This window comes from Paracraurococcus ruber, from assembly GCF_004353985.1.
In the GTDB taxonomy this organism is placed as follows: domain Bacteria; phylum Pseudomonadota; class Alphaproteobacteria; order Acetobacterales; family Acetobacteraceae; genus Paracraurococcus; species Paracraurococcus ruber.
The window spans coordinates 42,319-67,368 of record NZ_SMOA01000005.1; the positions used below are offsets into that span (position 1 = coordinate 42,319).

The following is a 25,050-nucleotide window of genomic DNA, read 5'->3' on the forward strand; positions in this document are numbered from 1 at the left end:
GCCCGCGCCGCCCATCTGCCGCGTGGCCGATCTGGCGCTTGCCGCGGCCGCCGCGCCCGGCCCACGCCGCAGCCTGAAGCTGACCTGGAATGCCAATGCCATCTGCACGGTCGGCGTGCCGGTGGCGGCGACGCAGGGCATCTTCGCGCGCCACAACCTGGATGTGGAGCTGATCAATTTCGGCGGCTCGACCGACCAGCTGCTGGAGGCGATCGCCACCGGCAAGGCCGATGCCGGCGTCGGCATGGCGCTGCGCTGGCTGAAGCCGCTGGAACAGGGCTTCGACGTGAAGATCACCGCCGCCATCCATGGCGGCTGCATGCGGCTGTTCGCCCTGCCGGGCAGCGGCATCCATACGCTGGCGCAGTTCCGCGGCAAGACCCTTGGCGCTTCCGACATGGCGGCGCCGGACAAGAATTTCTTCTCCATCATCGCGGCCAGGCAGGGGTTGGACCCGGAAAAGGACCTGACCTGGCGGCAGTTTCCTGCCGACCTGCTCGCGGAGGCGCTGAAGCGCGGCGAGATCCAGGGCTTCGCGCTGGGCGATCCGCTCGCCTCCCTCATCCGCGACCGCGACGGGCTGCTGGAGGTGGCGAACAACCTGGACGGCGAATACGCCCAGCGCTCCTGCTGCATCCTGGGCGTCCGCGGCAGCCTGATCCGGCAGGACCGCGCCGCCGCCCGCGCCATCACCGCCGCCCTGCTGGAAGCGCAGCACTGGGTGCATGAGCGGCCGGATGCCGCGGCAGAGATCTTCGCGCCCTATGCCAAGGCGCCGGTGCCGGCGCTGGCGGCCATGCTGCGCAGCCACACCCACAACCACCACCCGACCGGATCGGCGCTGCGCTTCGAGCTCGCGGCCTACATCGAGGAACTGAAGCTGGTGCGCGTCATGCGGCCGAACACCGACCCGCTGCGCCTGTCCGAGCGGATCTTCGCCGATGTCCTGAGCGGCGCGCCGGCATGAGCGCGACGACCCTAGGCGCCCGGCTAGCCGCGCCGGCGCGGCCGGCGCCGCTCTGGCCCAGCGGCTGGGCGGCCGGCCTCGCCTGGCTGGGCGCGGCGGCGGTGATCCTGCTGCTGCCGGATGCCGACGATCTCGGCCGCACGGCGGAGCTCGGCTTCCTCGCCGCCACGCTGGGCGGGCTGCTGCTGCTGGCGGCCATCGCCGCCGCGGTGCCGGCGCTCGGCGCCCGCCTGGCGCCGCTGCGCGCGGCCGGGCCCTGGCTGCTGGTGCTGGCGCTCGCGCTGCTGGCCTGGGAATTGGCGACGGCGAAGCTGGACTGGCTGCCGCGGCCCTTCTTCGCCGCGCCGCAATCGATCCTCGAAGTCTTCACCGACGACTATGCCCGGCTGGGCGAGAGCGTCGGTCGCAGCCTGCTGCTGGTGCTGCCGGGCTACCTGCTGGGCGCCGCCATCGGCTTCCTGTTCGGCGTCGCCATGGGCTGGTCAAGGCTGGTCGGCTACTGGGCGCATCCGGTGGTGCGGCTGATCGGGCCGCTGCCCGCCACGGCCTGGCTGCCCATCGCCTTCTTCGCCTTCGCCTCCTCGCGTGGCGCCTCCACCTTCCTGGTCGCGCTGGCCAGCTTCTTCCCGGTCACGGTGCTGACCTGGTCGGGCGTCTCCGCCGTCTCGAAATCCTATTACGACGTGGCGCGGACCATGGGCGCCTCGCCCTGGTTCCTGGTCCGCAAGGTGGCGGTGCCGGCGGCCATGCCCTCGGTCTTCGTCGGGCTGTTCATGGGGCTCGGCGCATCCTTCAGCGTCCTCGTCGTCGCGGAGATGATGGGCGTGAAGGCCGGGCTCGGCTGGTACATGCAATGGGCCCAGGGCTGGGCGGCCTATGCCAACATGTACGCCGCGCTGCTGGTCATGGCGGTGATGTGCTCCTCCGCCGTCACCCTGCTGTTCCGGGTCCGCGACCGCCTGCTCTCCTGGCAGAAGGGGCTGGTGCGGTGGTGAGCGGCGCGCGGCTGGAGGTGCGCGGCGTCAGCCACGCCTTCGCCCTGGAGAAGCGGGCGCTGCCCGTGCTGCAGGACATCGACTTCGTCGCGCAGCCTGGCGAGTTCGTCGCCCTCCTCGGCCCCTCCGGCTGCGGCAAGTCGACCCTGCTGCGGCTGGTGGCGGGGCTGGAGGCGCCGAGCGAGGGGCGGCTGCTGGTGGACGGCGCGCCGGTGACCGGCACCGACCCGTCCCGCACCATCATGTTCCAGGACCCGACGCTGTTCCCCTGGCGCACGGTGCGCGGCAATGCGCAGTTGGGGCCGGAGGCGCGCGGCACGCTGGCGGCGGATGCGCCGCGGATCGAGCAGGCGCTGTCCCTGGTCGGCCTGGCCAGCTTCGCCGAGGCCTTTCCGCACCAGCTGTCCGGCGGCATGGCGCAGCGCGCCGCGCTGGCCCGGGCGCTGGTGAACCAGCCGCGCCTGCTGATGCTGGACGAGCCGCTGGGCAAGCTGGACAGCCTGACGCGGCTGGCCATGCAGCGCGAGCTGGCGGCGCTGTGGGAGCGGGAGCGCTTCACCGCCCTGCTGGTCACCCATGACGTGGAGGAAGCGGTGCTGCTGGCCGACCGCGTCCTGGTGCTGAGCGACCGGCCGGCGCGCATCTGCGCCGATATCCGGGTGGACCGGCCGCGGCCGCGCCGGCGCGACGATGCCGGCCTGGTGGCGCTGCGGGAGGAGATCCTGGCGCTGCTCGGCCTCGCGGAGGCGGCATGACCATGGCCGCGCCGCCGCTCTCCCATCCCAGCATCCCGGCCCCCGGCGGTCGAAGCCCCTGGAGTTTCCGCATGTCGGGACAATCCCTCGCCGGCGCCGCGCCCCTGGGCGACGCGCCGTCCCGGTTCCGCCTCTTCCCCCGCCGCCTCGGGGCGGCGCGGCGCTTCGTGGCGCCAGTGGTGCTCGTGCTGCTCTGGCAGCTCGCGGCGCAGGCCGGGCTGGTCTCCACCCGGCTGCTCGCCTCGCCGGCGGCAATCGCCACGGCGGCTTGGCAGCTCATCGCATCGGGGGAGCTTGCCTACCACCTCGCCGTCTCGCTGCGCCGCGTGGCGATCGGGTTGGCCATCGCGCTCGGCTTCGCCGTGCCGCTCGGCCTGCTCGCGGGCCTCTCGCGGCTCGGGGAGGATCTGGTGGACGCCACGCTGCAGATGCTGCGGGCGCTGCCCTTCCTCGCCCTGGTGCCGCTGCTCATCCTCTGGCTCGGCATTGGGGAGGCGACGAAGATCGCCCTGGTCGCGCTCGGCGCCGCCTTCCCGATCTACCTCACGCTGTTCGGCGGCATCCGCGGCGTCGATCCGAAGTTGCTGGAGGCTGGGCGGGTCTTCGGCCTCTCCCGCGCTGGGCTGATCCGCCACATCGTCCTGCCCGGCGCGCTGCCGCAGGCGCTGGTCGGGCTCCGCTACGCGCTCGGCACCGCCTGGCTCAGCCTGGTGGTCGGAGAGCAGATCAACGCCACCGCCGGCATCGGCTACCTGGTGATGGATGCGCGGGAATTCCTGCGCACCGACATCATCCTGGTCGGGCTGCTGGTCTATGCGCTGCTCGGCCTCGGCGCCGACCAGCTGGTGCGGTTCATCGAGAAGGCGGCGCTCGCCTGGCGTCCCTCCGTGCTCGGGGAGCGCTGAGCGATGCCGGATCCCGTGCTCCACCTCAGCCGCTTCTCCCGCCGCTTCCACGGGCCGGGCTCGCCGCCGGTGCTGGATGCGCTCGACCTGATCGTGCCGGCAGGCGAGTTCGTCGCCCTGCTCGGGCGCAGCGGCTCCGGCAAGACCACCCTGCTCCGGACCCTCGCCGGGCTGGACCCGGTGACCGATGGCAAGGCCGTGCTGCCGGAACGCCGCGCCGTGGTCTTCCAGGAACCGCGCCTGCTGCCCTGGAAGCCGGTCTGGCGAAATGTCGCGCTCGGCCTGCCCGGGCCGTCGGCGGCGGCGCGTGACCGCGCCCTGGCCGCGCTGGCCGAGGTCGAGCTGTCGCACCGCGCGGAAGCCTGGCCGCTGACGCTCTCGGGCGGGGAGGCGCAGCGCGCCGGCCTCGCCCGCGCCCTGGTGCGGGAGCCCGACCTGCTGCTGCTGGACGAGCCCTTCGCCTCGCTCGACGCGCTGACGCGGCTGCGCATGCAGTCTCTCGTCGGCGAGTTGTGGCAGGCGCACCGGCCCGCCGTGCTGCTGGTGACGCATGACGTGGAGGAGGCGCTGCTGCTGGCCGACCGCGTGCTGGTGCTCGCGGAAGGCCGGCTGGCGGAGGATCTGGCGGTCGGCGTGCCACGCCCGCGCCGCCGGGCGGCGCCGGGCTTCGACGCGCTGCGGCTGCGGCTGCTCGCCACCCTCGGCGTCGACGAGGACGGCCATGACGCGACCGCGCGGGCAGCCTGAGATGCCGCGGCCCCGCCCCCTCCCGGCCCGATGTCGCGGCGCGAATGATCGCCTCTGCCGCCTTCACGCCCCTCTCGCTCTGATGGACCACGCCGCATGACCGATGCCACCCGCCGCGCCCTGCTCGGCGCCGCCCCCCTGGTCGTTCCCCTGGCCGTTCCCCGGGCCTCCCGCGCCCAATCGGCGGCGCGCACGCTGCGCGTCGGCAACCAGCGCGGCGGCCTGCGCTCGCTGCTCGAAGCCTCCGGCGTCGCGCAGGACCTGCCCTACCGCATCGAATGGAGCGAATTTCCCGCGGCGCAGCCGCTGCTCGAGGCGCTGAACGCGCATGCCGTCGATCTCGGCACCATGGGCGACCTGAATTTCTTCAGCGTCTATTCCTCCGGCGCGCCGATCACCGCCATCGCCGCCTCGCGCTCGGACGGCGCATCGCAGGCGATCGTGGTGCGCGGCGACAGTCCGATCCGCGGCGTCGCCGACCTGCGCGGCAAGCGTGTCGCCGCGGCGCGCGGCGGCTGGACGCACTACTCCCTGCTGTCGATCCTGCACCAGGCCGGCATCCCCTTCGGCGATGTCCGCTTCGCCTGGCTGCTGCCGGCCGAGGCCGCGCTCGCCTTCCGCACCGGCGAGGTGGATGCCTGGTCGATCTGGGAGCCGTACACATCGCTCGAGGTGCTGAATTTCGGCGCCCGCGTGCTGGCCGATGCGCGCGGCCTGACGCCCTCGGCCAGCGTGCTGGCGGTGAACAACCGTTCCCTCGCCGAGCGGCGGGAGCAGCTGCTGGACTTCGTCCGGCGGGACGCGCGGGCCTGGGCCTGGGCGCAGGAGAACCGCGCCGCCTATGCCCGCGTCACCGCCCAGGCGATCCGCCAGCCGGAGCCCGTGCTGCTCCGCGCCTATGAGGTGAACCGCACCCGCGCCGTGCCGATCGATGCCGCGCTGGTCCGCGAATTCCAGCAGGCGGTGGACCGCGCGCATGCCTGGGGCGTGATCCCCGGCAAGGTCAGCGTGGCCGATGCCGTGGACCAGAGCTTCACCCGTGACCTGGGGACCTGACCGATGACCGCATCCCTGTCCCGCCGCGCGCTCGGCGCCGCCGCCGCCGGCCTGCTCGCCGCCCCCTCCCTCGCGCAGGCCCTGCCGGTGCTGCGCATCGGCAACCAGAAGGGCGGGCTGCGTTCCCTGATCGAGGCTTCCGGCGCCGGCCGCGACCTGCCCTACCGCATCGAATGGAGCGAGTTCCCCGCCGCGGCGCCACTGCTGGAGGCGCTGAATGCCGGCGCGCTCGATCTCGGCTACCAGGGCGACCTCGCCTTCCTCACCGTCTTCGCCGCCGGCGCGCCGCTGCGTGGCATCGGCGTGGCGCGGCCCTCGCCGGCCGGCCAGGGCATCCTGGTGCGCGACGACCGCATCCGCAGCCTGGCGGACCTGCGCGGCAGGCGCATCGCCGGCAACCGCGGCGGCTGGGGCCACTACCTGATCCGCGCCGCCCTGAAACGGGAGGGGATCGGGCCCGAGGAAGTGCAGGTCACCTTCCTGCCGCCGACCGATGCGCTGCTCGCCTTCCGATCCGGGGCCGTGGATGCCTGGGCGGTGTGGGAACCCTACATCTCCGTCGAGATCCAGCAATTCGGCGCCCGCACGCTGATCGACGGGCGCGGCCTGACGCCGTCCATCATGATCGTCTCGGCGCATGAGCAGGCGATCCGGACCAGGCGGCCGCAGCTGGCCGATTTCCTGCGCCGCTTCGCGGCCGGCTGGGATTGGGCGCGCGACAACATCGCCGAGTATGCCCGCTACAATTCGGCCCTGACCCGCATCCCGGAAGCCGCCCTGGTCCGCGCCTATGGCATCGAGGCGACGGCGGCCGCGCCGCTGGACGATGCGCTGGTGCGGGAGTTCCAGCTCGCCGCCGACCAGGCGGTGGAATTCGGCCTGCTGCGGGACCTGGTGGATGTGCGCCGCGCGCTGCATCCCATCGCTCCGGCGGTGGCCGGCTGATGCCGCGCCGCCGCACCCTGCTGGGCGCCGCGCCGCTGGCCGGCATGGCCCGGGCACAACCCGCCTGGCCGGACCGGCCGGTCCGGCTGGTGGTGCCCTGGCCAGCTGGAGGGCCGACCGACAATTTCGCCCGGGCCCTGGCGCGGGAACTCGCCCCGCTTCTCGGCCAGACGGTGGTGGTGGACAACCGCACCGGTGCCACCGGCACGGTCGGCATCGGCCATGTCGCACGCGGGCCGGCGGATGGCCACACGCTGCTGGTCGCCAACACAACGGCCTATGTGGGTAGCGTCGTCGCGCTGGGCGACACGGTGCCCTTCGACCCCCTGCGCGACTTCGTGCCCATCGGCCTCTTCGTCGAATCCTACAGCGTGCTCTGGGCGCATCCCGCGCTCGGCGTGCGGGATCTCGACGCGCTGCTGGCGCGGGCGCGCGACCCGGCGAAGTCGCGGCTCGCCTTCGGCACCACCGGCAGCGGCTCGGTGTCCGAGCAGTCGGTGGAGCAGCTGGCACGGCACTTCCGCCTGGACCTGACCAAGGTGCCCTATCGCGGCACCGCCCCCCAGGTCACCGACCTGGTCGCCGGCCATGTGCAGATCGGCACCGCGGACTACGCCACCGCCGCGCCGCATGCGCGCGAGGGCCGGCTGCTGCCGCTGCTGGTCATCGGCCGCCAGCGCCTGCCGGAGCTGCCGGGCACGCCAGCCAGCGCGGAACTCGGCCTGACCGAGCCGGACTTCACCATCTGGAACGGGCTCTTCGCCCCGGCGGCGACGCCGGCGCCGGTGGTGGCGCGGCTGGAGGCGGCGCTGGCCGCGGCGCTGCGGACCGAGGCGATGCGGGCCGTGACGGAGGGCAACGGCAACCGCCCGATCCTGCAATCCGGCGCCGAGGGGCTGCGCCGCATCGCCACAGACCTGGAGAGCCGCCGCGCCTTCGCCCGCAGCATCCCGGGCGAGGGCAGCTGACCGGACCGCATCGAGGAGGATCGCCATGAGCCTGCATCCCGAAACCCTGGCGCTGCATGCCGGCTGGCGCCGCGACCCCGGCACCAAGGCCGTCGCTGTGCCGATCTGGCAGACCACCAGCTTCCAGTTCGACGACACCGCCCATGCCTCCCGCCTCTTCGCGCTGGAGGAGCTGGGCAATGTCTATACCCGCATCATGAACCCGACGGTGGATGTGCTGGAACAGCGCATCGCCGCGCTGGAGGGCGGCAGCGCCGCGCTCGGCGTTGGGTCGGGCCAGGCAGCCTCCGCCTTCGCGGTACAGAACCTGGCGCATGCCGGCGACAACATCGTCTCCTCCACCGACCTCTATGGCGGCACCTGGAACCTCTTCGCCAATACGCTGAAGGACCAGGGGATCGAGGTACGCTTCGTCGATCCCGCCGATCCCGCGGCCTTCCTGCGCGCCAGCGACGACCGCACCCGCGCCTGGTATGCCGAGACGCTGCCCAACCCGAAGCTCGAGCCCTTCCCGATCGCCGAGGTGGCGACGCTCGGGCGGCCGCTCGGCATCCCGCTGATCGTGGACAACACCGCGGCGCCGCTGCTGGTGCGGCCCTTCGAGCATGGCGCCGCGGTAGTGGTGCATTCGCTGACCAAGTATATCGGCGGTCACGGCACCAGCATCGGCGGCATCATCGTCGATGGCGGCAATTTCGACTGGGCGGCGCATCCGGCGCGGCAGCCGGCGCTGAACCGGCCTGACCCCAGCTACCACGGTGCGGTCTGGGTGGAGGCGGCGAAGCCGCTCGGCCCCATCGCCTATGTGCTGAAGGCTCGCACCACGCTGCTGCGCGACCTCGGCGCCTCGCTGTCGCCCTTCAACGCGTTCCTCTTCCTGCAGGGGCTGGAAACGCTGCCGCTGCGCATCCGCGAGCACAGCCGCAATGCACTGGCAGTCGCCGACTGGCTGGCCGAACGGCCTGAGGTGACCCGGGTGATCCACCCGGCACACCTGACGGGCGAGGCAGCCGCCCGGGCGCGCAGATACCTGCCGCATGACCGCGGCGGGCTGGTCGGGTTCGAGCTGGCAGGCGGCGCCGAGGCGGGGCGGCGCTTCATCGACGCGCTGACGCTGTTCTACCACGTCGCCAATATCGGCGATGCGCGCAGCCTGGCGATCCACCCGGCCAGCACGACGCACAGCCAGCTTTCGGCCGAGGACCAGCGCGCCACCGGCGTCTCCCCCGGCTATGTCCGGCTCTCGGTCGGGCTCGAGCATATCGAGGATATCCTCGCCGATCTCGATCAGGCGCTGCGGGCCGCGGGCGAGGGCCTGCGCAGCGCGGCGGAATAGCGGGCGGCGCATGGTCCGGTCGCGGCCCGTCTCGGTGGGGGAGCGCCATCTCGGCTCGGTCGTCGCCGGCGCCGAGGGCTGGAACTTCATCGCCGCCGATCCGGTGGTCGCCGACCTGCACGGGCAGCGCTTCCCGAGCCCGGAGGAGGCGGTGCGGATCGCGGCGCTGGTGCTGGGGCGCGCCAGCCGGCCGCCAGCCGCGCCGCCGGTGCTGCGGCGGCCGCCCGTGCTTCGCCTGGTGCGGCGGAACGGCGAGCCGGACCCGGCATGATCCCGGGTGCGGACACAATCCTTCTGGAGGAGGTCACGGGATGTCTCGTGGTGGGACGAGAAGGTCGGCAGCGTGGTGCCCCAAGGGCGGCGCAGCGCGATATGGCCGCGATGCCGATCCCGGGCGGCGGCCGGTGCCGGAGGACGAGGAGACCGGCCCGGCCGGCAACGAGCGGGCCGAGCTGGACGAAGGCGGGCTTGGCGTGGTGCTGCAACGGTCCTGGGTGCCGGGCCGCGAAGCGGAGGCCGACATCCTCGAGATCACCTTCCCCGATGGCACGCGGCAATTCCGCCCGGCGTTCGGCGCCGTGGCGGCACCGCAGGGCAGTCACCGATGCGTCCGGGCCTGATGCTGATGCGTGAATCCCGTGCCTTCGAGGAATGGCTGACGGCGCCGCCGCCTGCCGATCCCCACCCGCCGGCGATCCGCCCGGTAGCGGCCACGCCGCGAGGGTGGCCTTTGTCGCCCCGCGTCGCACAGCTGCTGGCCATTGCGCTGGGAATTACCGCGGCCTGGCTTGCCTGACCCAAGGTGTGGCGGTGTCACCGTTCTCGACCATGAGGCCAAGGCGGCCTCGTGGACGATCCCGCAGGCGGCGGCAGCGCAGCCACCCCTGTTCTGGACCAACAGCTTGAATTGGCAACCCTGCGCGCGGCAAGGCCCATGCCTGGCTCTTCCAGCCCTAGCCTGCCCGTCTGCACCGGACGAACGGCATGACGGGTGATGGCCATATCCTCTGGCACACCCGTTCGGGCCGGTCCTGCTGCGTCCATTGCCGGGAAGGCGACGCCAAGGCGGAGCGAAAGCATCCAGCATTGGATTTGAGCGGTTTGCCTGCGGCAGGCCGTCCGGCGCTTGCCATTCGGCACAATCGCTGATGAACCCCGCGTCTACGACTACGGCTGCGCGCGCGAAGGCCACATGCTTCCACGGCAAGCCTTATGTCAGCAGGACGCGCAACAGGACCGCCTTTGCGATACGAAGTCCCGCAGACCGGTCCTGCTGTCCCCCGGGCAGCAGGACGGTGCGGGCTTGGCGAAAGACCCTCCACCTTCAGCGCCGGGCCGCCATGCGCCGCGTCCTGTCCCCAAGCGCAGCAAGCCTTCTGATCGTTTCGCACGCTGGTCTTGCCCGACTTGGGCAGGAGTTTATCAGGCTCTGGAAAGGCTCTTATAGAGTAAGATATAGCCTCACCTGGGTCAGAGGCCGTCGGTGCCGGTACCTGAGCAACGGCCGCCTTAGCGGCCTGCCTGTCAGGCTGATCGACGGTCGTCTTGCCCTCCTCCCGCCCGGCGGCGCAGCCCACCCATCGCCAATGCCCCCGAAGGCGAGTGACACTTCTCGCCGCCAGCCCACCATGAAAGCTGCCGCACCGGCGTCGGCCTCGATGTCGAAGCCGGACAGCACGCCAGCATAGGAGGAGGCCATACCATCAGGGGGCCAGTGCCAGCCGCCAGTTTTGTCGCAGCACGCCCTGCGGCAACATCTTGTCGAGGCTGCAGTCGGCGATCAGGCGCTTGAACTTGGCGTTCTCGTCTTCGAGTTACTTCAGTCGCCCGATCTGCACCATCCCTACGCAGGCGAACTGCTTCTTCCAGCGGTAGCCTGTCGGCTCAGTCGCGCCGGGTGTGCGGCATATCTCGGCCACCGCGGTGCCGCTCTTCGCCTGCCTCAAGCCGAAGGCGATCTGTCCGACCGTGCATCGCTTCTGCCCATGGTATGCCCCCTGCCGGAGGTCCAACCTGCCCGAAAAGCCTGCGCTCACGCCGGATCGGTTTCGAGGATCGGGACCAAGGACCAAGTCCGGCTCGGGCTCGCTGCTGGATGAACCCACTCAGCTTGATCGCTTGGTTCGCATCCGTTCCTGAAACAAAGCATGTTATGTCACATCAAGAACAAACTGAGGCCGGTCAGCGCCAGTGCTGAGAGCCCAGCAATTTGGCGCATCGGGCCGTGAGCAATCATGCCGCAGGCTGCGACGGGAACCGCGGCGAACGCCGCGACGAGGCCGAGATAGGTCATGCGACCGGGTTCCGCCGGATCAAGGTGAGACGCTTGCTAGGCGCAGGAGAGTCGAAGCGGGCCTAGGCAATCCAAGAACGTCGCGGCTGCAAAGGCGGAGCGTGCCTCAGAACACAGCGGATCGGCCTTCCATGCCCCTGTAGCCTTTGGTGCGATCCGGACCATCTGCCTGCCGCGGACGCGCTGGTCGCCATCCTGCTCGGCCCAGTTGGCCATCCCGTTCGTCTGTGTTGGGGATTTCGAAGCGGTCGGGAGGGCGTGCCGTGACCGATGCGAAAATTGTCCCTGCAGGACGATGCCGCCGCACAGTGCCGTCAGGATCGCCGCCGATATGCTTCGTCCTGGAGGAGAGGATCATTGAGATCCTCCCTGACCCCGTCGCCGGCGCGGTGATGGTCGAGGTCGCCTCGCCCCGCGTCTGTCCCAGGCGAACGGACCTTCGGCGGGGAGCGCTGCCATCTCCACGGCTTGCCAGGGATGCCGTGCGCCGTCGGTCGGACAAGCGAACCTGCGACATGCTCATGGCAAAGCCTCGCTCAGGCATCTGGTCGTCGCCGATCGTGGCGATGACCTGCCGGCCAATGGCAGGCTGAGAAGAAGGCGGCTTGCGGCACGCGCATCAGTTGGGGGCGGCGGAAGGCTCCGAACATCCCCTCGCCCGGCATCATGACCGCGGCCGGGCCTGCCGCGTTCCCTTCGGCAACTGCCGCCGAGGCTCAGGTGACCCGCAACCCCACCCTGGTCGACAAGTCCGCCTCGACTGCAACGATGAACGCCCATTCGCGTGCCCGGCTGGAAGCCATCGCCGACCTCCTCGACAGCCGCTGGCGCATCCCCGGGACCGGCGTCCGCTTCGGCGCGGATGCGCTCCTGAGCCTGCTGCCCGGCCTTGGGCCGGTCGTGTCCACCGCGATCTCGACCTATCTGATCTGGGCGTCGCGCCGCCTGGGTGTCTCGACGGGAACGGTGCTGCGCATGATCGGCAATGTGGGGCTGGATGCCGTGATCAGTTCGGTCCCATTGGCAGGACCGGTGGGCGATGTCTTCTTTCGGGCCAACCGCCGGAACATGGCATTGCTCAGGACGCATCTCGCATCTGGATCCGCATAGTGCCGCGGCAACGCCTCGCCCACCCGAGAGAATACGGGGACGCTTGCCTGGCGGCCGCCTCAGCCGCCAGGCATGTCGGACCGCGTCAACGTCTCGAGCGGCGGCCTGCTTTGCGCTTCGCCGGTGCTTTGGCTGGCTTCGCCCGTGCAGCGACGCGAATGGGCTCCGGTGCGGGAATGCCGTCCGGCCCAGAATACCGCTGAAGCGTCGCGCCAGCCGCAATGTGCGGGTAGGTCTGGGCACCCTTCGGCCATGTCCGCGCAAAGGAGGCCACCTCGGCTTGGTCGTATCTGCGGATGGTCTGCACAAGGAAGGACGCCGCCTGGGCCGGCCGCAGCCGCTGCTCATGCAGCAGGCGCAGGTGCCACTCGCGCGCACGTAAGGGGCACCAGTCCACCAAGGCCTCCTGCAAGGCCCGGCGCACCTCGACCGGCAGCTCCTCATAGGCTCGATAGGGATCGCCCTTCAGCCGGCTGTAGGGGCGCGTCGCCATGCTGTTGTCCATGGCCGGCTTCTACCGGGCGCAGGACCGCGACGAAACCGCTGCCAATATCCCCCGCCTGCTCTCTCCATCCGCTGAAGCGGGCACATGCCGCCAGGCCGGCGCCGTCCAGCCGCGCCGTCCGAGGAGATCCGGCCTGGCCACATGTCGGGCCGACGAGGCGCTGCACGAAACAGGCCGGATCGCGAAGGAGGTCGCTAGGCGGCCCGCAGCGGCGTTTCTCGGCATCGAGGTCCCTCCGTGGGCTTTCGCCACCCGCACCCAAGCGGCTATCGCCATCGTCCACGCCTTGGCCGATGCCGAGAAACTCCGTTGCGGGTTGGACATCGTCGTGGCACGGCGCGCGAAGGCTGGCGGGCATCTCCGGATGCTCGGTGGTCGCATTGCTCCCTGGTGCCCGCCGTCGGGGCCGCTGCCCAGAAAGGACGGCGCATGAAGCCTGAGACGCCGCCGGCCTTCATCAGACTCCGGACAACTGCTTCAGCAAGGCGCGGAACTGATCCAGGTCGGTGACCTCGAAATGACTGCCACGCGTGACGGTCCTGCCGCCCCGCAGCACTTCCACGGTCTGCTGCCCATCCAAGGACTGGACGCGTACGACAATGCCTCGTCCGAAGTCACTCACCAGCCCCTGCTGTATGGGCTCCGAAACCCGATAGAGCGGCAGGGCCTGATTTGCGAGGATGAATGCGCCCCCTGCCATGGCGGCACCACCGGCGGCCAAAGCGAGACGACCGAAGGTCTGGGCGCGGCTTGCCATCCAGCCGCATGCTGCCGCGGCAATGATGGTCGTCAGGACCATGATCAATGGCATCGGCGGCAGTGAAGGCAAAGAGGGCAGTACTGCGAGAACATCCTCGATCTGCCAGTTGTCCCACGCTGCCGTGAGCGTTGCCGGAAAAACGAAGACGTAGGCAACCAGGGCCAAAGCGGTCCAGGCTCTCCAGGATCTCATGTCGCGCCTCTCCGCCTCGTATCCTGCACCGGCCCACATCATTGCTTGGCATGCAGACCTCCATATCTGGTTGGGTACTTGCCCGGCGTGGACTGCAACAGCCACAAGAACGACGTCCGACAGTTTTGTGATGCGGTCGGCAACTGCGTGGACCGGCACATGTCGTTCGTCCAGGCCGAGTGGGACGCGGTTCCTTCGTACGGCGGGTCAATGAAGCATCGACCGGTCGGATCCGGCAGTGCGGCGAGCGCCCGCCAGGGGTTTGGCAGGGCTGTCATGGAACACGAAGAGACTGTCCTGCCGGATTCGGATGGCCGGTGAACTGCCGTCCATGCACACCCGCGCATCCGCACGGGCCGGGCCCGTCGATCCCCAAGGCACCAGAGCCCTGGCCGGGCGCCTCGGCATTGTGGTAACAGACGTTACCAAATTGCCCGTGCGGAGGCGTCCTTGACTGCCCAGCTTGCCGTCCGCCGCCAGCCTGGCGGTGTCTATGCCTATGATATGCTGGCAGCGCCCTGGACGCCGGCCGGACGGCCCGGACTGCACCAGAAGGCCGTGCGCGCGAACCGGGAGGCCGGGCAGTATCTCGGCCTCATCGGCTTCGATGCGATGACGCGAAGCGGGCTGCATCAGCATCAGGCCCCCGCCTATTCCTACTTCCTCGACGGTACGCTGCACGACTACGACGGGGCGGCCCGCAAGGGCGAGATGGGCATCAACCTCGCCGGGACGACGCATGACGCGGTGGCCTATGACCGCTGCGTCCTCGCTGCGCGGCTTGAAGGGCCGGTCCTTTACCCACCGGAGGAAGGGGCCGAAGGCCGCGCCCATACCGGCGCGCGGGAAGCGCACTTCCGCAACCCTGCGCCGGATGTGCCGCCCGACATCAACATCGACATCGCCGGGCTTCGTTCCCTGGCGACCGGGATCGGCGGCCTGACCCGGCGGCTCGTCTTCGATCACCGCGCGATCGGGGAAGACCGGCGACTGGTCGTGCTCAACCTCCTGCCCGGGACGGCCATCCCGGCGTACCGGACACGCGCGTCCATCGAGTGGTTCGTCCTGGGAGGCGAGGTCCGGATCGGGGAGACGCGCGCCCAGGGCGGAAGCTTCGTGGTGATCGAGCCTGGCACCGAAGCCGATATCGCGTCGGAGTTCGGCGTGCGGCTCATCGCCTGGGCCGACGGACCGGTCGATTGGCTCGACGGAATTAGCCGCCCCGATCCCTACGGATTCTGATCCGTGCCATCCCCCGGAAGCGCCCGCGCCCGCGCGATCAGTCGGTCGAGAAGCGCGTCGAGGGTCTCCCGCTCCCCCTCATCGAGGGCCGAGAGAAGCGCCGCTTCCCGCGCCTTGCCCGAGGGCTCGATCGCCGCGACCAGGTCCCGCCCGGCCTGGGTGATCTCCAGCATGATCCGCCGCCCATCCTCCGGACTTGGCCTGCGGCACAGCCTTCCATGCGCCTCCAGCGAGCGCACGGCCCGGCTGACCGCCATCTTGTCCATGCCGAGCGCGTCGCCGATCTCGCCGGCCGTCGCCAAACCGCGTGCCGCGGCCAGAACGCGCAACACGCGCCACTCCGTCAGTCGGATGCCATGCTCGCGCTCATGCTCCCGCGCGAAGGGGCGGGCGACGAGGTTCACGAGAAGGACGAACCTGAAGAAGGTCTCACCGCCCACGCGGACGGCGCGGCGCTTCGGACGAAGGGTCGGAGACGACGAGGCTGGCAGCATGGCGACATCCTCGGCGCCAGCGGCTTGGCGCGCCAGGGGGGCACCGGTCCCGGGGCATGCCGCAGGGCGGCCGGTGCGAACCACCCCGCGGCATGCCGCCCGCCGAGCCGCATCGGGGGCATGAGCGCATGGGAGAAGGAAGGATGGCCATGACCCGCGAAGGCCCGCGCATCGCCCGCCGCGCAGTGCTTGCCGCAGCCCTCCTGGCGCCCGCCCTGGGGCGGGCGCAGGTGCCGGACCGGCCGCTTCGTCTCGTCCTGGGCTTTCCCGCCGGCTCGGCGCCGGATGTCCTCGCTCGCCTGCTCGCGGACGGCATGCGGGCCGCGGTGCCGGCGGGGATCGTGGTCGACAACCGCCCCGGTGCCGGCGGCATCCTCGCGGCCGGCGAGGTCGCGCGCGCCACGCCTGCGGACGGCAGCGTTCTTCTGTTCGGGGAGGTGGGCACCCTGGCCATGGCGCCAAGCACCTATGCGCGCCTTCCCTACGACCCCAGCCGCGACTTCGTCGCGGTGACGGAAGTCGCTGCCGTGGATTTTGCCTTCATCGTGCCGGGGGGAATCCCGGGGAACGACCTCGCCGGGTTCCTCGGCTGGGCGCGCACCCGCCCCGAGGGCGTCTTCATGGGCACCCCTGGTGCGGGCTCACCGAGCCATTTCGGCGCTTCGCTGCTGGCCGCCGGCGCCGGGCTTCGGATGGAGCCTGTCCATTTCCGCACCCAGGGCGACGCGACGACGGCGATCCTGAACGGCGAGGTGCAGGGCATGTTCGGCACCGTCGCTTCCGTCGCGCCGCTGCTGCGCGGGCGGGGCGGGCCCCGGGCATTGCTCGTCACCGGCCCGGCGCGCTCGCCTCTCCTGCCGGAGGTGCCGACCGCTGCCGAGGCGGGCTACCCCAACCTCGGGTTCGAGGCCTGGTTTGGTCTCGTCGCTCCCGCGGCAACGCCTGCGCCGATCCTGGCGGCGCTGGACGCCGCCGCGCTGGCCGCGCTGGCCGCGCCTGCGACGCGGGCGTCGATCGAAGGGGCAGGGTTTCGTGTCGCGGCAGCTGGGCGGGATGCCTTCGCGGCCCGCATGGCGGCCGAGCGGCTGCGCTGGGCGGATGTGGTGCGATCCACCGGCTTCCGCGCCATCGGCGAATAGGCGCCGGTGACCGCCCTGCGGACCAAGGTCCGGCGTCGACGGTGCAGGCAGGACAGCGCAGGCCGCTGATGCCAAGGCAATGGCCCGCCTTCCCAGCGGCAGGAACTGACAGGCCAAGCCACCGGACGCGGATTGGCGGAATGCGCGGCGTGGCCAAGATGGCGCGGGATCGCTGCGGGCGGTGATCTCGGCGTGGATCGACCCTGCGCCCTTTGTTGCGCCATAGCCGAAGCGGAACCGGCCGGGCCCGATTGCCTGGGCGGCAGCTCGGAGCCGAACCGATAACCCAGGGGAGATCTGGTGGAAGGCGGCCGGTGCGCCGGAGTGGCTGCCGGGGTTGGTGGTCGCCAGGCAGCGTGACCAAGGTCCAAAGGCCACGCACACCGCTCCGCAGCCACGGCGTCGCTATCGAGTCGGCGGTAGCCGTGACCAAGGTCCAACTCCCGGGCAGCCGGCGAATCGGGCGCATCCGCGGAGTGTCGGTCGGCTTTATCCCCAGCGACCCCACGGCGGGCTTGGACCTTGGTTCCGCGAATTTGGACCTTGGTGCGTCGGGACAGAAACCACAAACCCTGTAGATCAGTGACTTGCCGGGCTTTTCCACTTGGACCCTGGTCATCAAGCAATTAGAGAATTCTTCCAACTACCTTGCCAGTACCAAGCTGACCAAAGTCCAAGCTGTATTCCGGGCCACATCGGCGATACCTCTCATTGGGTGCAGGGGGATGGCGATGGACGGGGTTCGCGAGGCACGGAGGCTGGTGGAAACGCATGGCCGCCTCGGCGCCATCGCCCGCTACGACGATCGCCGCTTGGTCGAGATCGTCGCCGCCTATGGCAGCGACGAGGATGTCGGCATCCCGAATTTCCTGTACTCAGGCTGGTGCATGACCGCCCTGCCTCATTCCCGCATCAGGGATGACGAAGCCTGGCGGCTGGAAAACGGCAACATCGTCCTCCTTGTAGAACCCGGCCGGCGTGCGCGGCCCGGCCAGCCCGACGAGTTCATCGGCGTGCCGTTCGGGCCGACTGCACGTCTGATCATGATCTACCTGCAGTCCGAGGCGCTGCGGACGAATAGCCGCTCCATCGAACTGGGTCGTTCGATGAACGAGTGGTTCGGCCGCATGGACAAAAAGGCAGGCGGCAACAGCTACCGGCTCGTGCGGCAGCAGGCCGAGCGGATCGCGACCTGTCGCTTCTCCTTTCACTCCGAGCGCGATGGGGTAAGGGCAATCCGCAATCAGTCGATCGTGGACGAGGGCCTGCTGTTCCTGGACGGCAAGGCCCGGGACGAGCGACAAGCCAGCCTGTTCCGGGAAGGCGTCGTCCTGTCCGAAAGCTTCTTCAAGGCGCTGCGCGAGCATGCCGTGCCGCTGGAGGAGCGCGCGATCCGGCATATCAGCAATAGCAGCATGGCCATCGACACCTATTGCTGGCTCGCCTACCGGCTGCACGCGCTGAAGAAGCCGACGCCGATCACCTGGAACGCGCTGCACAGCCAGTTCGGCCGCGGCTATGGGCAGCTCGCGGCCTTCAAGCGACAGTTCCTCGGGAAGATCCTGCCGGCGGCCCTGGCCGTTTATCCGGATGCCTCCGATCATGGCGTGGAGGTCACCGACAAGGGGCTGATCCTCAAGCCCACTCGCCCGCCGATCATGCCCCGATCCGTAGCCTGACACCCTGCCGCCCGGACCAGGCTTGGACCCTGGTCACATGCCGGCCTATCCGCCGGAATACAGCGAATCTGGTCGAGTGGCTTGGACCCTGGTCACGGTGTCCAGCACGATGATCTGGCAGGATGTGCAGGCAGAGCCATCCTGAGACCAAGGGCCGGCGCAGGTCGCCGCTGGTTGGGCCGACTGCATGGGGTCCGGACGATCGTGTTGGACCCTGGTCATGCCCCGGACGGATCACGGCGGTCATCGCCATCGCCGAGGGATGCCTGGCTGTGAAACTCGGCGACGAGATCAGGCAAACGCTCTTCCAGGAAGGCGCAGAAGCCGGGCGCAACCTGCTCCACCGCCGTGATGCGGAGGCCGAGGTGATCCCGCTCCAGACGCAACAGGATTTCACCCGATGGTGCCCGCACCAGGGCCGGATCGCCGTGCTTCGCCTCCTCCGGTGATCGCCGCAGGGCCGCGATCACCATCTCGAACCGCCGATTGGTCGCTGCGGCAAGGAAGGCCGGCTGCTCGATCAGGTGCCGGACGGTTTCGGGAGCACCATCCGCCTGAAGCAGGCCAGCCAGGACCAGCCATCGCGGACGCCCCGCCTTGGGTGCCGGCCCGATCGCCCGCACCACCCAGCGGGGAATGTCCCGGGCCACCGAGAGATAGCGCGACATTTCCGCCGGATGCGCCGAGAGAGCAGCCATCAGCGTCGGTCGATCGAAACCACGCGCTTCCAGTTCGGCCGCAAAGAGCGCTCGCTCGATGAAGGACAGGTTGCGGCGCTCCGCATTCTCCTTGCCCTGCGCCACAACCAGGTCGGTATCGGACATTGGCCGGACCATGGCGCGAACCGGCAAGCCAAGTTCTGCGGCCGCTGCCACACGACGATGGCCATATGCGACCTGATACCGGCCCTTTGCCTCTGGATGCGGCCGCAGGAGGACGGGGACCTGCTGCCCTGAGATACGGATGCTTTCCACCAGCGTCCGGAACTCGGCATCCCCGGTGCGGGCCACCCGGTCCTCGGCGAAGGACGGATCGACGAGCGCGGGATCGACGTCCAAGACCAGCTGGCCGTTCGCTGCCTGGCGCTCCAGCGCCTCTGCCTTGCGGGCATCCTGGGCCAACCGGTCGAGGTCGAGGCCCATGGCGCGGACCGCGCCGGACCCAACCCGCCGCTCCGACATCACGGGCGGCGCCGGCGGGTCTTCGGTTGCCGCAGTGGATGTGAGCAAGGCGCGCAACATGTCTTTCCGCTTCATGCCGAGCGTCCCCAGGCCTGCAGGATCAGTTGCTCGATCTCCCGATTGACGGCGTCCAGCGCCTCGAGCGCGCGGCCGTAGCTGCCGCGCGACCCAAGCTGGCGTCCGATTTCGTACAGCGTCTGCTTGGTCAGGCCGGCATCGGATACCGCGGTTGATTTGAGCATGGCGTTGGTCAGGACACGCTCACCAAACAGGGTGCGAAGGAAGCCGACCACCTGGGTCTGTGGCCCGTCCTGCGGTTCGTACCGTGTCACCAGGTAGCGCAGGAAACGGTAGTCCAGGGTGCCGCCCGCCTGGCGGACCACTTCGAGCAGGTCGGACGCCATGAACAGGAACTGCCCCATGCTGGCGACATCGAGCATCTGCGGATGCACCGTGACGATGACGCCCGTGGCCGCGCAGAGGGCGCCGAGGGTCAGGAAGCCAAGTTGCGGCGGACAATCAATGACGACGACATCGTAGTCGCTTTCGACACTCGCCAGCACCTGGCCAAGGCGGGCAAAGAACAGGCTGCCGTCGCCGCGCTCCCTGCGCGCAAGAAGGCGGGGCGTGTCGTGCTCGAATTCCTGCAGTTCGAGATTCGCCGGAACGAGATCGAGGCCGTCGAAATAGGTGGTGCGGATCACCTCCCGCAACGGACGCCGCAACTCGTCGTAGCGAAGGGCGGCGTAGAGGGTCTCGTTCTCTCCCAGGTCCGTCTCCGGTTGCAGACCGAACAGGGCGGAGAGGCTCGACTGTGGATCGAGATCGATGGCGAGGACGCGATAGCCATGGAGGGCGAGATACTGCGCAAGATGCGCGGTCGTCGTGGTCTTGCCGGACCCGCCCTTGAAGTTGGTCACCGCAATGACCTGCAGCGGGTCGCGGGTTTGCCGACAGGGTGAATAGCTGCGTCGCTCCGAGGACGAGAGATGCCGCCGAAGCTCGTTCACCTGCTCCAGCGAGTAGGATCGGCGGCCACCGGGGGCGATTTCAGGCTGCGGACCCTGGCCGGCCAGGGAGAGCTGCCGCAGATAGGCATCCGTGACGCCGATCAGGGAGGCGGCTTCGCCGCTCGAGAAGCGGCGCAGGCTTTTCGTCGAGCGCGGTGGGAAGAGCTTTGCACGGAGCGATGTCAAATGGCTGCTCAGCAGCTGTGCATCCGCACGGATGGCCTCATCGACCGTACTTGCCTCCGGCCCTTCCGATACGGACGTCTGCAAATCGCCGCTCATCTACGGATTCGCCCCGTGGCTACGCGGCAATACCGTAGGAGACCGGCGGGCCGAGGTGCAACTCCCTGAGGTTCTGCGCCGATAGCAGCCTGTCGGGAGATCGCGTTGACAGCTGGCAATCGGATTGATGGCCCAGGGGCGTTGACAGCTGTCAACGCGACCGAGGTCCTGCCGCCCCTGCCTCCGGTCCCGGTCAATCGGCTTCGTGGTGGATCTTCAGGCCAGCGGGGGTTGGGCGTACAGCTCTGCGCCGCGTCTCGACGGGCTTCCTTTCAGGCGGCGAGGCACAGCCGGTAGCAGCCGCGTTGGGCGTCGAGACCATGCGGAACCACATGTTCAAGGCTGATGGTCGCATCGCGGTCGCCGAGGCATTCGAACCAGGCGCGCTGCTCCCCGCGCCCTGGCGTCGCGGAGTAGGCCAGTTCGGCACGGACGGACAGGCTGTCTCTCTCGTGGTCCACGATGCGGCTCAGATAATGCTCCAGCCCGTCATCCGTCAGCAGGTCCGATGCGCTGACGAAGGCGACCTGCAGGCTGCGCTCCGCGGGAACGTCGGATGACGTCATGGCGAAGCCGTGGAAGGGCTTGCCCAGCACGGACTTGTTCGAGATCAGGAAGCGGGTCGGCTCCCGCGCCGTCGCATCGCTGCGCGTGACATGATTGATGCCGACGGAGAAACGGCCGGCGCGAAAGGCATATGTCTTCGCCGAAGCATGCGCATTATCGGTCGCAGCCAGGAGATCGGCGATCCGCACGGTCTGCACGGTCATGAATGGCAGCCCGGCCAGGGAGCCTTCGATGCCAAAGACGCCCTGGTCGTCGCCCGCCGAGATCACGCCCGTGGTGGTCAGGCGGAGCGCACCGTCGCGCGCCGCATGGCACCGCGTCTCGATATGCAGAAGCTCGAGGAAACGGGTGAGTCCTCGCAGGGATTGGCGCAGAAACTCACTCATCGGGACTTTCCCTGGATGCCGCTCGCCCGCCGAATACTATTGCCGCAGGGTGGGGCGGGACCCCGATGGTGCCTCTACTTGACCTGGCGCCCGGGGACGGCGCGGGGCGTCGCCCGCCAGCCGCAAGGGATGGCCGGGCCTGTTTTCATGGGCAGGGCCGACGCTTGAGGGCCCCCGGATTCAGCCCGTGTGCGGCCTTTGCGTTTACGGACGGGTCAGGTGATGAACGCAGGATTGCAGCATGCGTCGTCCCCTGTGGCTCATGGCCTCCCTGCTGCTCGCGCCGGCTGCCTGGGCGCAATCCGCACCGCCCGCCTGCGGCGCAGCGCGGGAAGGCATCACCGCCTGCATCGGCGAGAAGCTTTGCGAATGCCGCTACGAACGTGGCGGCAGCGTGAGCGGCCGGCGGGAGGGCTTCCACTGGGATTGTGGCATACTCCGCCCATCCTGCGGCGTCGCACCGGCCGGGCCGGGATCGCAGATGCCGCCCATGAACATCACGCCCTTCATCCAGCCGAACTCCGGCCAATCGGGATATCCCTCCGGTTCGCAGGGATACGACCCGCGTCAGCTCCCGCCCGGGACGATGCCCTATGGCTTTCGCTGACGCAGGTCGCCCTCGCTACCCAGGATCGCTGCCCTCGGCGCGCAGCCGCGGGCATAGGGCGCTGCGGCGACGCCGGGCAGGCGCCCCGGTGGCGGCACTGGCCCAGCCTCCATCGCGGATGCGGGCTGGCCGCTGAAGCCCGGCCTCACGCGTCGAACAGGACAAGAACCCATGACCGTGTTCCCCTTCTCGAAGCACCGGTCGCCGCAGAAGCCGCAGGCGCCGCTCATGCCCGGGCAGCTGCCCGACCTGCCGGCCAGTACCAAGTTCGCCTTCCAGCCCGTGCAGCCATCCGTTGCCGGCCAGCCGGATCCGCGCCGTCCGGCGACCGACTACTCGCCATCCCGCTTCAGCGGGATCGGCCCGGTCACGACCCTGGCGGAGGCGACCGCGCGGGAGGAAAAGCCGAACCCGGTGATCACCCGGCTCACCAAGGAGCTGGCCCGTGTCAGCGCGATCACCCGGCCACGGGATGGCATGCCGGAGAACCGGGAATCCTGGGCGGTGACCTGGCGCCGCTGGGCCATCGCCGACCTTGATGAGACGGTCGAGGCGTCCAAGCGCACCTTCGTCATCTATCGTGGCGAGGTCTATCCGCACCGGCTGTTCCTCGGCCGGGCGGGGCGGCAGCTGTTGGCCGTGCAGCCACAGGCGCCGCGGTCCAGCCTGCGCTACACCCGGCTGCAGGACGGCATGACGCTCGAGGAGCTCTATGGTCCCTTCGCGCGGCTCTCGGACTCGCCGCGCGGCTGACGCCGCGGGGGCGTCCCGTCTACCAGCGCAGCACGGCGCCGGGCGCTGACCGCAGCCGCATGCGGGCGCGCAGCGCCGGCGCCGCCCTCAGCGCTGGCTGAGCGGCTGCAGCAGGCTGAGGATGCCGCCGGTGCTGTCCGTGCCCGTTGCCGCGGCGGACCGGGCGACAAAGCGGTTCAGCAGCGCGTCCAGCTTCTTGCTGTCCTTCAGGTCGGCGATGCTCATCCTGCCTTTCAGCACCGCCACCTGCTGGTCGACGTCGATCCTGGCGAAGCTGTCGGGCAGGCCAAGGGCCCCGCGGACCACGCGCGCCAGGTTGGTATCGGCGATGACGCTGTACCAGCTGGTCGTCTGCGGCAGCTGTCGCTTGGCGTAGATCGCGGCGCGCAGCGTATCGGAATTGGTGCCGACCGCCGCTTCGAACCGCGCCTGGACGAAACGGGCGGCAATGCCCGCCACCGTCGCGGTATCCGTCACCTTCGGCCCACCCTGCGCCGCGGTCGCCTGCTTCCCGGCCGTGGTCGCCTCCAGCGCGGTGGTGGCGTCGCCGCTGGTGTCAAAGGTGAAGCCCTTGGCGGTGCCGCGTCCCTTGGCGTCGCTGAAGACCAGTTGCGTGCCAAAGACGGCGACCGAGATATCGCTGCGGCCGCCATCGGCGCGGCGGAAGGCATCTTGGAGCTGGGTGGCGATTCCCGACCGGCCCGCGGTGCCGTCGAGCACGAGGCCGCTGATGGAGACGCCGCCGAATGTGCCGGTGAAGCCGGTGACCGCACCATTGGCGCCGATCCCGTCCACCGCCACCCTGGCTTCCGATGCGAAGGCCGGGATGGCGGGGATGGCGATGCCGCCATAGTTCAGCGCCTTGGTCAGCGTCTGGTAGCGCGGATCGTTCATGCGCGCGGCGATCGACGTGGTGCTCGCCGGGTCGCTTTCCAGCACCTTCTTCACCAGCGCGGTCATGCCGACCTGGCTTTCGAGGCCGAAGGCCTGCAGCACGATGCGCCGCAAGCGCTGGTCCGCCAGCAGGTCGCCGGCGGTCGCCTTGGTCGGCAGCTTGGCCCGGAGATAGGCTAGGTCGGATTTCAGCTGCGGGTCGTTGGTCAGCGCCTTGAAGTCGGTGGCCTTGCGGGTGGAGAGGATGGACCAGCCTGCCATCCCATCCGGCAGGCCGAGGCCGACGCTGTCGATGCCCATGGCCGATCCTTCCCCGCCGCCCCGGCGCTACTGCAGCAGCGCGCCGGTCACGCGCTGCACCCGCGGCATCGGCTCCTCGGCCGCCGGCGAAGCACCGCGGCGGAAGCGCTCCGGCGCGGTGATGCCGAGAAGGGCGGCTTCGTACATCACCAGGTCGCGCAAGGCCGCCAGGGCGCGGTAGACATTGCCGCTGGCGATCTGCGCCTCGGCCTCGTCCAGCAGCGCCAGGTGTTCCGGCTTGACGAAGGCGCCGCGCAGCCGCGCGATCTGCGCCTGGAAGGGCGCGCTGGGGGCGAGGTCGAGCCGCAGGCCGAGGGCGATGTTCTGCGCCGCGAAATAGGCGGTGCGCACCGGGGTCAGCGGCTCCTGCGAGGACAGGATGTCCCGCTCGCGCAGCACCTGCGCCGCGGTCTCCACCAGCAACTGGGACCGGCGGTCACCATTGGTGAGGACGGCGCCGTTGATGAAGATGCGCTCGCCCGCGGCGAGCTTGACGACGAGGGACATCAGGCCGTGCCTTCGGGCTGCATCAGCGGGGCCGGCTTCAGGCCGCGCATGATGATGCGGTTGATCTCGATGAGGGCATTGGGCGGCTTCGCGCCCTGCAGGACGCGTTCGCTCTCGGCCACCACCCAGGCGGCGAGGGAGATCAGCCGGGCCTTGCCGGCGTCGTCCCAGGCATTGCCGGGGCTGGCGAGGTCGGCGGCGAAGGCGGTCCAGACCATGCGGTTGTCGTGCAGCGCGGCCGGCAGGGCCGTGGGGCCGGCGCCGGGCTGCGCCGCGGTCTCGAGCTGATCCGTCGTCCGGGCCAGCACGCGGTATTCGATGTCGCGGGGCGTTTCGGTCTCGCGGATGACGGAGCCATAGGCCGCCGCCGCACCCCGGGGCCGGGAGGTCAGGGCGGACGGGTCAGCAGTCTGCACGTAGGTTCTCCGGGCACAGGGAAGGGGTCGGGCCTCGGCCAGGCGGGGCCGTCCGCGGG

General features: G+C 70.0%; 28 protein-coding genes. 18 read left to right on the top strand and 10 right to left on the bottom strand.

Features of this window, described 5'->3' with window-relative positions; all coding sequences use genetic code 11:
• Nucleotides 1-22: 22 nt before the first annotated feature.
• The 11 genes from E2C05_RS02585 (at nt 23) to E2C05_RS02635 (ending at nt 9,294) form a co-directional block, all read left to right on the top strand.
• Nucleotides 23-967 (top strand): ABC transporter substrate-binding protein, encoded by a 945-nt coding sequence (locus tag E2C05_RS02585; protein WP_240046526.1) that lies wholly within the window; start codon nt 23-25, stop codon nt 965-967.
• On the top strand, nt 964-1,962 hold the full coding sequence (locus E2C05_RS34495; protein WP_133218036.1) for an ABC transporter permease: 999 nt from the start codon (nt 964-966) through the stop codon (nt 1,960-1,962). Before E2C05_RS02585 ends, E2C05_RS34495 begins: the two co-directional genes overlap by 4 nt.
• The gene (locus tag E2C05_RS02595; RefSeq protein WP_240046527.1) at nt 1,959-2,717 is read left to right on the top strand and encodes an ABC transporter ATP-binding protein; all 759 of its coding nucleotides are present in this window, start codon (nt 1,959-1,961) and stop codon (nt 2,715-2,717) included. The genes E2C05_RS34495 and E2C05_RS02595 overlap by 4 nt, the downstream gene beginning before the upstream one ends.
• A 71-nt stretch (nt 2,718-2,788) precedes the next feature.
• On the top strand, nt 2,789-3,622 hold the full coding sequence (locus E2C05_RS02600) for an ABC transporter permease subunit (RefSeq protein WP_200305155.1): 834 nt from the start codon (nt 2,789-2,791) through the stop codon (nt 3,620-3,622).
• 3 nt (nt 3,623-3,625) lie between these two features.
• Nucleotides 3,626-4,369 carry an ABC transporter ATP-binding protein gene (locus E2C05_RS02605; protein ID WP_133218038.1) on the top strand — a complete coding sequence of 248 codons (744 nt, stop codon included), beginning with the start codon at nt 3,626-3,628 and terminating at the stop codon, nt 4,367-4,369.
• A 96-nt stretch (nt 4,370-4,465) separates the two neighbouring features.
• Nucleotides 4,466-5,425 carry an ABC transporter substrate-binding protein gene (locus tag E2C05_RS02610; RefSeq protein ID WP_133218039.1) on the top strand — a complete coding sequence of 320 codons (960 nt, stop codon included), beginning with the start codon at nt 4,466-4,468 and terminating at the stop codon, nt 5,423-5,425.
• Nucleotides 5,426-5,428: 3 nt separating this feature from the next.
• Nucleotides 5,429-6,370, top strand: coding sequence for an ABC transporter substrate-binding protein (locus E2C05_RS02615; protein WP_133218040.1), 942 nt, complete (start codon nt 5,429-5,431; stop codon nt 6,368-6,370).
• The gene (locus E2C05_RS02620; RefSeq protein WP_133218041.1) at nt 6,370-7,338 is read left to right on the top strand and encodes a Bug family tripartite tricarboxylate transporter substrate binding protein; all 969 of its coding nucleotides are present in this window, start codon (nt 6,370-6,372) and stop codon (nt 7,336-7,338) included. Before E2C05_RS02615 ends, E2C05_RS02620 begins: the two co-directional genes overlap by 1 nt.
• 25 nt (nt 7,339-7,363) lie before the next feature.
• On the top strand, nt 7,364-8,674 hold the full coding sequence (locus E2C05_RS02625; RefSeq protein WP_133218042.1) for an O-acetylhomoserine aminocarboxypropyltransferase/cysteine synthase family protein: 1,311 nt from the start codon (nt 7,364-7,366) through the stop codon (nt 8,672-8,674).
• Nucleotides 8,675-8,684: 10 nt separating this feature from the next.
• Nucleotides 8,685-8,945, top strand: coding sequence for a hypothetical protein (locus E2C05_RS02630; protein ID WP_133218043.1), 261 nt, complete (start codon nt 8,685-8,687; stop codon nt 8,943-8,945).
• A gap of 133 nt (nt 8,946-9,078) precedes the next feature.
• Nucleotides 9,079-9,294, top strand: a complete 216-nt coding sequence (locus tag E2C05_RS02635; RefSeq protein ID WP_133218044.1) for a hypothetical protein — start codon at nt 9,079-9,081, stop codon at nt 9,292-9,294.
• A gap of 1,535 nt (nt 9,295-10,829) precedes the next feature.
• On the opposite strand, the gene E2C05_RS32770 is transcribed toward E2C05_RS02635, so the two are convergent.
• Nucleotides 10,830-10,967 carry a hypothetical protein gene (locus E2C05_RS32770; protein WP_158291908.1) on the bottom strand — a complete coding sequence of 46 codons (138 nt, stop codon included), beginning with the start codon at nt 10,965-10,967 and terminating at the stop codon, nt 10,830-10,832.
• 666 nt (nt 10,968-11,633) lie between these two features.
• On the opposite strand from E2C05_RS32770, the gene E2C05_RS02640 reads away from it, so the two are divergent.
• A complete protein-coding gene (locus E2C05_RS02640; RefSeq protein ID WP_240046528.1) occupies nt 11,634-12,077 on the top strand; it encodes a DUF4112 domain-containing protein in 444 nt (147 codons plus the stop codon).
• Between the two features lie 85 nt (nt 12,078-12,162).
• Here the strand turns inward: E2C05_RS02640 and E2C05_RS02645 are convergent, their stop codons facing one another.
• Nucleotides 12,163-12,582, bottom strand: coding sequence for a DUF6525 family protein (locus E2C05_RS02645; RefSeq protein ID WP_133218045.1), 420 nt, complete (start codon nt 12,580-12,582; stop codon nt 12,163-12,165).
• Here E2C05_RS02645 and E2C05_RS02650 point away from each other — a divergent pair.
• Nucleotides 12,581-13,015 carry a hypothetical protein gene (locus tag E2C05_RS02650; protein ID WP_133218046.1) on the top strand — a complete coding sequence of 145 codons (435 nt, stop codon included), beginning with the start codon at nt 12,581-12,583 and terminating at the stop codon, nt 13,013-13,015. The two genes, E2C05_RS02645 and E2C05_RS02650, sit on opposite strands and share 2 nt — an antisense overlap.
• A 24-nt stretch (nt 13,016-13,039) precedes the next feature.
• On the opposite strand, the gene E2C05_RS02655 is transcribed toward E2C05_RS02650, so the two are convergent.
• On the bottom strand, nt 13,040-13,534 hold the full coding sequence (locus tag E2C05_RS02655) for a hypothetical protein (RefSeq protein WP_133218047.1): 495 nt from the start codon (nt 13,532-13,534) through the stop codon (nt 13,040-13,042).
• Between the two features lie 450 nt (nt 13,535-13,984).
• Between E2C05_RS02655 and E2C05_RS02660 the strand changes: the two genes are divergently transcribed.
• The gene (locus tag E2C05_RS02660) at nt 13,985-14,776 is read left to right on the top strand and encodes a cupin domain-containing protein (protein WP_133218048.1); all 792 of its coding nucleotides are present in this window, start codon (nt 13,985-13,987) and stop codon (nt 14,774-14,776) included.
• On the opposite strand, the gene E2C05_RS02665 is transcribed toward E2C05_RS02660, so the two are convergent.
• Nucleotides 14,764-15,270, bottom strand: a complete 507-nt coding sequence (locus tag E2C05_RS02665) for a MarR family winged helix-turn-helix transcriptional regulator (RefSeq protein WP_133218049.1) — start codon at nt 15,268-15,270, stop codon at nt 14,764-14,766. The genes E2C05_RS02660 and E2C05_RS02665 overlap by 13 nt on opposite strands.
• Before the next feature lie 149 nt (nt 15,271-15,419).
• On the opposite strand from E2C05_RS02665, the gene E2C05_RS02670 reads away from it, so the two are divergent.
• Together E2C05_RS02670 and E2C05_RS02675 are read left to right on the top strand one after the other, a co-directional pair.
• Nucleotides 15,420-16,409 (top strand): Bug family tripartite tricarboxylate transporter substrate binding protein, encoded by a 990-nt coding sequence (locus tag E2C05_RS02670; RefSeq protein WP_158291909.1) that lies wholly within the window; start codon nt 15,420-15,422, stop codon nt 16,407-16,409.
• Between the two features lie 731 nt (nt 16,410-17,140).
• Nucleotides 17,141-18,088, top strand: coding sequence for a replication protein RepA (locus E2C05_RS02675; protein WP_133218051.1), 948 nt, complete (start codon nt 17,141-17,143; stop codon nt 18,086-18,088).
• 218 nt (nt 18,089-18,306) lie between these two features.
• Here the strand turns inward: E2C05_RS02675 and repB are convergent, their stop codons facing one another.
• From repB to E2C05_RS02690, 3 genes are all read right to left on the bottom strand, one after another.
• Complete coding sequence (gene repB / locus E2C05_RS02680) at nt 18,307-19,344, bottom strand: plasmid partitioning protein RepB (RefSeq protein WP_133218052.1); 1,038 nt, start codon at nt 19,342-19,344, stop codon at nt 18,307-18,309.
• Nucleotides 19,341-20,561 (bottom strand): plasmid partitioning protein RepA, encoded by a 1,221-nt coding sequence (gene repA / locus E2C05_RS02685; protein WP_133218053.1) that lies wholly within the window; start codon nt 20,559-20,561, stop codon nt 19,341-19,343. The genes repB and repA overlap by 4 nt, the downstream gene beginning before the upstream one ends.
• Nucleotides 20,562-20,833: 272 nt before the next feature.
• Nucleotides 20,834-21,514, bottom strand: a complete 681-nt coding sequence (locus E2C05_RS02690) for a hypothetical protein (RefSeq protein WP_133218054.1) — start codon at nt 21,512-21,514, stop codon at nt 20,834-20,836.
• 241 nt (nt 21,515-21,755) lie between these two features.
• Between E2C05_RS02690 and E2C05_RS02695 the strand changes: the two genes are divergently transcribed.
• Both E2C05_RS02695 and E2C05_RS02700 read left to right on the top strand, forming a co-directional pair.
• Nucleotides 21,756-22,121: a hypothetical protein gene (locus E2C05_RS02695; protein ID WP_158291910.1), complete on the top strand. Its 366-nt coding sequence runs from the start codon at nt 21,756-21,758 to the stop codon at nt 22,119-22,121.
• 171 nt (nt 22,122-22,292) lie between these two features.
• Nucleotides 22,293-22,874 carry a hypothetical protein gene (locus E2C05_RS02700; protein WP_133218056.1) on the top strand — a complete coding sequence of 194 codons (582 nt, stop codon included), beginning with the start codon at nt 22,293-22,295 and terminating at the stop codon, nt 22,872-22,874.
• 87 nt (nt 22,875-22,961) lie between these two features.
• On the opposite strand, the gene E2C05_RS02705 is transcribed toward E2C05_RS02700, so the two are convergent.
• Genes E2C05_RS02705 through flaF form a run of 3 tightly spaced genes read right to left on the bottom strand, consistent with a single transcriptional unit; the run spans nt 22,962 to nt 24,991 of the window.
• Nucleotides 22,962-24,068 carry a DUF1217 domain-containing protein gene (locus E2C05_RS02705; protein ID WP_133218057.1) on the bottom strand — a complete coding sequence of 369 codons (1,107 nt, stop codon included), beginning with the start codon at nt 24,066-24,068 and terminating at the stop codon, nt 22,962-22,964.
• A gap of 27 nt (nt 24,069-24,095) precedes the next feature.
• Nucleotides 24,096-24,575 carry a flagellar biosynthesis repressor FlbT gene (locus E2C05_RS02710; RefSeq protein ID WP_133218058.1) on the bottom strand — a complete coding sequence of 160 codons (480 nt, stop codon included), beginning with the start codon at nt 24,573-24,575 and terminating at the stop codon, nt 24,096-24,098.
• Nucleotides 24,575-24,991, bottom strand: a complete 417-nt coding sequence (gene flaF / locus E2C05_RS02715; RefSeq protein WP_133218059.1) for a flagellar biosynthesis regulator FlaF — start codon at nt 24,989-24,991, stop codon at nt 24,575-24,577. The genes E2C05_RS02710 and flaF overlap by 1 nt, the downstream gene beginning before the upstream one ends.
• Between the last annotated feature and the right edge of the window lie 59 nt (nt 24,992-25,050).

Bases quoted from the DNA above. Each gene is read 5' to 3' on its own strand.
- E2C05_RS02665 (WP_133218049.1), bottom strand. From the start codon at position 15,270: ATGCTGCCAGCCTCGTCGTCTCCGACCCTTCGTCCGAAGCGCCGCGCC.
- E2C05_RS02690 (WP_133218054.1), bottom strand. From the start codon at position 21,514: ATGAGTGAGTTTCTGCGCCAATCCCTGCGAGGACTCACCCGTTTCCTC.
- E2C05_RS02650 (WP_133218046.1), top strand. From the start codon at position 12,581: ATGGCCGGCTTCTACCGGGCGCAGGACCGCGACGAAACCGCTGCCAAT.
- E2C05_RS02605 (WP_133218038.1), top strand. From the start codon at position 3,626: ATGCCGGATCCCGTGCTCCACCTCAGCCGCTTCTCCCGCCGCTTCCAC.
- E2C05_RS02625 (WP_133218042.1), top strand. From the start codon at position 7,364: ATGAGCCTGCATCCCGAAACCCTGGCGCTGCATGCCGGCTGGCGCCGC.
- E2C05_RS02640 (WP_240046528.1), top strand. From the start codon at position 11,634: ATGACCGCGGCCGGGCCTGCCGCGTTCCCTTCGGCAACTGCCGCCGAG.
- E2C05_RS34495 (WP_133218036.1), top strand. From the start codon at position 964: ATGAGCGCGACGACCCTAGGCGCCCGGCTAGCCGCGCCGGCGCGGCCG.
- E2C05_RS02705 (WP_133218057.1), bottom strand. From the start codon at position 24,068: ATGGGCATCGACAGCGTCGGCCTCGGCCTGCCGGATGGGATGGCAGGC.
- E2C05_RS02600 (WP_200305155.1), top strand. From the start codon at position 2,789: ATGTCGGGACAATCCCTCGCCGGCGCCGCGCCCCTGGGCGACGCGCCG.
- E2C05_RS02645 (WP_133218045.1), bottom strand. From the start codon at position 12,582: ATGGACAACAGCATGGCGACGCGCCCCTACAGCCGGCTGAAGGGCGAT.
- E2C05_RS32770 (WP_158291908.1), bottom strand. From the start codon at position 10,967: ATGACCTATCTCGGCCTCGTCGCGGCGTTCGCCGCGGTTCCCGTCGCA.
- E2C05_RS02620 (WP_133218041.1), top strand. From the start codon at position 6,370: ATGCCGCGCCGCCGCACCCTGCTGGGCGCCGCGCCGCTGGCCGGCATG.
- E2C05_RS02695 (WP_158291910.1), top strand. From the start codon at position 21,756: ATGCGTCGTCCCCTGTGGCTCATGGCCTCCCTGCTGCTCGCGCCGGCT.
- E2C05_RS02675 (WP_133218051.1), top strand. From the start codon at position 17,141: ATGGACGGGGTTCGCGAGGCACGGAGGCTGGTGGAAACGCATGGCCGC.
- E2C05_RS02710 (WP_133218058.1), bottom strand. From the start codon at position 24,575: ATGTCCCTCGTCGTCAAGCTCGCCGCGGGCGAGCGCATCTTCATCAAC.
- E2C05_RS02615 (WP_133218040.1), top strand. From the start codon at position 5,429: ATGACCGCATCCCTGTCCCGCCGCGCGCTCGGCGCCGCCGCCGCCGGC.
- E2C05_RS02700 (WP_133218056.1), top strand. From the start codon at position 22,293: ATGACCGTGTTCCCCTTCTCGAAGCACCGGTCGCCGCAGAAGCCGCAG.
- E2C05_RS02670 (WP_158291909.1), top strand. From the start codon at position 15,420: ATGACCCGCGAAGGCCCGCGCATCGCCCGCCGCGCAGTGCTTGCCGCA.
- E2C05_RS02630 (WP_133218043.1), top strand. From the start codon at position 8,685: ATGGTCCGGTCGCGGCCCGTCTCGGTGGGGGAGCGCCATCTCGGCTCG.
- E2C05_RS02655 (WP_133218047.1), bottom strand. From the start codon at position 13,534: ATGAGATCCTGGAGAGCCTGGACCGCTTTGGCCCTGGTTGCCTACGTC.
- repA (WP_133218053.1), bottom strand. From the start codon at position 20,561: ATGAGCGGCGATTTGCAGACGTCCGTATCGGAAGGGCCGGAGGCAAGT.
- repB (WP_133218052.1), bottom strand. From the start codon at position 19,344: ATGAAGCGGAAAGACATGTTGCGCGCCTTGCTCACATCCACTGCGGCA.
- E2C05_RS02610 (WP_133218039.1), top strand. From the start codon at position 4,466: ATGACCGATGCCACCCGCCGCGCCCTGCTCGGCGCCGCCCCCCTGGTC.